This is a genomic window from Ruegeria sp. CF8 (assembly GCF_056537285.1).
Genome location: NZ_JBQFRG010000021.1, coordinates 1 through 4,517, shown reverse-complemented (window position 1 = coordinate 4,517; position 4,517 = coordinate 1). Strand labels below are relative to the sequence as shown.

The 4,517-nt window shown below is 61.8% G+C and carries 3 protein-coding genes; all 3 read right to left on the bottom strand.

Features of this window, described 5'->3' with window-relative positions; translation table 11 throughout:
• Positions 1-68: 68 nt before the first annotated feature.
• Positions 69-2,924, bottom strand: a complete 2,856-nt coding sequence (gene gcvP, locus ACR0EV_RS23970; RefSeq protein WP_480802407.1) for an aminomethyl-transferring glycine dehydrogenase — start codon at positions 2,922-2,924, stop codon at positions 69-71.
• 114 nt (positions 2,925-3,038) lie between these two features.
• Positions 3,039-3,404, bottom strand: a complete 366-nt coding sequence (gene gcvH / locus ACR0EV_RS23965) for a glycine cleavage system protein GcvH (RefSeq protein ID WP_171096793.1) — start codon at positions 3,402-3,404, stop codon at positions 3,039-3,041.
• A gap of 18 nt (positions 3,405-3,422) precedes the next feature.
• Positions 3,423-4,517 (bottom strand): glycine cleavage system aminomethyltransferase GcvT (gcvT, locus tag ACR0EV_RS23960; protein WP_480802406.1); only part of this gene is annotated, 1,095 nt, incomplete at its 5' end.

Sequence of the window (4,517 nt, the reverse complement as noted above, 5' to 3'; positions counted from 1 at the left end):
CACATCGGAACGATTGTTTCCGATTGGCGAAAACCCCGCCATTGATTTGGCGGGGTTTTGTTTTGGGTTTACTCGGCTGCGTCGAGGTATTCTTCCATTGGGGGGCATGTGCAGACGAGGTTTCTGTCGCCATATGCGTTGTCGACGCGGTTGACGGGGGACCAGTATTTGTCGACGCCCATGGAGCCCGGAGGGAAGCAGGCCTGTTCACGGGTGTAGGGGCGGTCCCAATCGCCGACCAGATCGCGCACCGTGTGGGGGGCGTTTTTCAGCGGGTTGTTCTCCGCGTCGATCTTGCCGTCGATGATGTCCTGCGCTTCCGCCCGGATGGATAGCATGGCATCGCAGAAACGATCCAGTTCGGCCATGGGTTCCGATTCCGTGGGTTCCACCATCAGGGTGCCCGCCACCGGCCAGCTCATGGTCGGCGCGTGGAAGCCTGAATCGACCAGACGCTTGGCCACATCGTCGACGGTGACATGCGCCGCTTCGTCCAGCGGTCTTGTGTCGAGAATGCATTCATGCGCCACACGCCCCGTTTCCGAGGTGTAGAGGATCGGATAGGCATCCTTGAGCCGCGCCGCGATGTAGTTGGCGTTCAGGATCGCCACTTTGGTCGCCTGCGTCAGACCCGCGCCACCCATCAGCAGCACATAAGCCCAACTGACCGGCAGGATCGAGGGCGAGCCGAAAGGCGCCGCCGAGACCGGACCCACGGCGGTGCCGTATTCCGGGTGACCGGGCAGGTGCTCTTCCAGATGCGCCTTGACGCCGATCGGACCCATGCCGGGGCCGCCCCCGCCATGCGGGATGCAGAAGGTCTTGTGCAGGTTCAGGTGGCTGACGTCACCACCAATGTCACCCGGACGTGACAGACCCACCATGGCGTTCATGTTGGCCCCGTCGATATAGACCTGACCGCCATGGTCATGGGTGATCTGGCAGACCTCCTGCACGGTGGTCTCGAACACGCCATGGGTCGACGGGTAGGTGATCATGCAGGCGGCAAGGTTGTCCGAATGCTTTTCCGCCTTGGCGCGGAAGTCGGCCACATCGATATTGCCGTTCTCATCTGCCAGAACCGGCACAACCTGCCAGCCCACCATCTGGGCCGAAGCCGGGTTGGTGCCATGCGCCGAGGTTGGGATCAGGCAGACATTGCGCTGCCCCTGCCCACGGGCGAAGTGATAGTTGCGGATGGTCAGAAGGCCCGCATACTCGCCCTGCGCGCCCGAGTTGGGCTGCTGGGAGATCGCGTCATAACCGGTGATCTGGCACAGCTTGTCGTTCAGATCGGCAATCATCTCGTGATAGCCCTGCGCCTGATCTTCGGGGCAGAACGGGTGCAGATTGCCAAACTCGGGCCAGGTGACCGGGATCATCTCGATCGTGGCATTCAGCTTCATGGTGCACGAGCCCAGCGGGATCATCGCCCGGTCCAGCGCCAGATCGCGGTCGGCCAGACGGCGCATATAGCGGGTGATCTCGGCCTCGGCCCGGTTCTTGTGGAAGATCGGGTGGGTCAGGTACTCGCTTTCCCGCAGCGCATAGTCCGGCAGGCGGTATTGCTTATTCGAGCTGTCATCGGTGCGGTCGATGCCAAAGGCACCCCAGACGGCCTCGATGGTCTCAGGGCGGGTCTGTTCGTCCAGGCTGATGCCGACCTTGGTCTCGCCAACCTTGCGCAGGTTGACGCCACGGGCCACGGCAGCTTCCATGACGGTCTTCTGCAGATGACCAACCTCGACCGTGATGGTGTCGAAGAACACCTCGGGTTCGACCGAGAAGCCTGCCTCTTCCAGACCAGCGGCCAGGCGCGAGGTCTTGCGGTGCACCGATTGTGCGATGGCCTTGATACCGTCAGGGCCGTGATAGACCGCATACATCGAGGCAATGACAGCCAGCAGCGCCTGCGCGGTGCAGACGTTCGAGTTCGCCTTCTCGCGGCGAATGTGCTGCTCGCGGGTCTGCAGCGACAGGCGGTAGGCCTTGTTGCCACGGCTGTCGATGGACACACCGATGATCCGGCCCGGCATCGAACGCTTCAGCTTGTCGGTGGTTGCCATATAGGCGGCGTGCGGGCCGCCATAGCCCATCGGAACGCCAAAGCGCTGGGTCGAGCCGATGGCGATATCCGCGCCCATCTCACCCGGTGACTTCAGCAGCGCCAGAGACAGGATGTCAGCAGCGACGATGGCGATGGCTTTATGTTCGTGCAGGGCCGCGATCTCGGCGGTGAAGTCGCGCACGTGACCGTGGGTGCCGGGGTATTGGAAGATCGCGCCAAAGACCGCGCCCGCATCCAGGCTGTCGGGATCACCCACCTGCACGTCGATGCCCAGAGGCTCGGCGCGCGTCTTAATGACCGCGATGGTCTGCGGGTGGCAGTTCTTGTCGACAAAAAAGGCCGCGTTGTTGGCTTTCGAACGCCCGCCACGCTTGGCCATCGCCATGGCTTCGGCAGCCGCTGTGGCTTCGTCCAGCAGGGACGCGTTGGCCACGTCAAGCCCGGTCAGGTCAGAGACCATGGTCTGGAAGTTCAACAGCGCCTCAAGACGGCCCTGGCTGATCTCAGGCTGGTACGGCGTGTAGGCGGTGTACCAGGCCGGGTTTTCCAGAATGTTGCGCAGGATCGGCGCGGGGGTGGTGGTGCCGTAATAGCCCTGACCGATCAGCGAGGTCAGAACCTTGTTCTTGCTCGCCACCTCTTTCATGTGGAACAGCGCATCGCGCTCGGTCATCGCCGGACCCCAGTCCAGCGGCTCTTTCTGCCGGATCGCGGGCGGGACGGTGGCGTCGATCAGTTCGTCCAGCGTCTTGAAGCCGATCACCTTGAGCATGTCGCGCATCTCGGTGGGCGACGGGCCAATGTGGCGGCGATTGGCGAAGTCATAGGCTTCGTAGTCGGTCAGTTTGAAGGCCATCTTTGCGCTCCTCACGGATAGGTCAGGGCCGGCGGAGACTGCGGGAGCCTCCGGCGGGAGTATTTGGAAAAAGATGAAGCGGGGGAGCCCCAAAGACGGGGCTCCGGGTTTGGGTCAGCCGATGAAGGCTTTGTATCCGGCCTCGTCCATCAGGTCTTCAAGCTGCGACGCGTCCGCAATCTTGACCTTGTAGATCCAGGCTTCGCCCTCGGGGTCGTCGTTCAGCGCGCCGGGGTTGTCGGCCAGCGCTTCGTTCACTTCGACGATCTCGCCATCGACCGGGGCGTAAAGTTCCGAGGCGGCTTTGACGGATTCGATCACGCCGATCTCGCCGTCTTTCTCGAACTCGTCGCCCACTTCCTGCTGCTCGACAAACACCACCTCACCCAGCTGTTCTGCCGCGTGTTTGGTGATGCCCAGCGTGGCGGTGTCGCCCTCAACGGTCAGCCATTCATGTTCTTCGGAATAATAGGTTGCCATCTTGTCTCTCTCCTGACTTCAACGCTTGTAATTCTGTGTGACGAAGGGCAGCGCCACGATCTCGGCCGGTTGCGCCTTGCCCCGGATGATCAGATTCACCTTCTCACCGGGCGCGCCATGGCCTTTGCTCACATAGCCCATCGCAACCGGGCCACCCACCGTGGGGCCAAAGCTGCCCGAGGTGATCTGACCAATCGTGTTGCCCTCAAGGCATTGCACCTCGACGCCCTGACGCGCCGGTGCCCGGCCTTCGGGCTTGATGCCCACCAGCTTGCGGGCTGCGCCCTCGGCCAGTTCCTTTTGCACGCGATCCGCGCCCGGAAAGCCGCCTTCTTCCTTGCGGCGTTTCTGAATGGCCCAGCCCAAGGATGCTTCGATGGGCGAGGTGCTCTGATCAATGTCATTGCCATAGAGGCACAGCCCCGCCTCGAGCCGCAGGCTGTCGCGCGCGCCCAGACCCGCTGGTTCGCAATCTTCATGCGCCAGGAAGGCTTTGCTGATCTCAATCGCCTTGTCCTCGGGGATCGAGATCTCATACCCATCCTCGCCGGTATAGCCCAGGCGCGAGATGCGGCACTCGACACCGTTGATATCGGCCACCGTGGTTTCCATGAACTTCAGATCGCGGGCGGCAGGGCAGAGTTCCCCCACCACGTTTTCCGCTGCGGGACCTTGCACAGCCACCAGTGCGCGGTCGAAGATCTCGGTCACTTCGACGCCGTCCAGATTGTCGCGCATATGCGGAATGTCCTGATGCCGCAGCGCCGCGTTCACCACCACAAAGTAATGATCCCCCGCATTCGACACGATCAGGTCATCCATGATCCCGCCTTCGGCATTGGTAAAGAACCCGTACCGCGCCTTACCTTCCTTCAGCGTCGCATAAGCCTGCGGACACAAAGCTTCCAGCTTCTCACCCACATTCTCACCGCGCAAAATCACCTGACCCATGTGAGACACATCAAACAACGCCGCCTTCTCACGACACTGCTTATGCTCTCCCATGATCCCCAGCGGATACTGGACAGGCATCTCCCAACCCGCAAAATCAACCATCTTACCACCCAACTCAACATGCAAATCGTACAAGGGCGTGCGTCTAATATCGGTCAT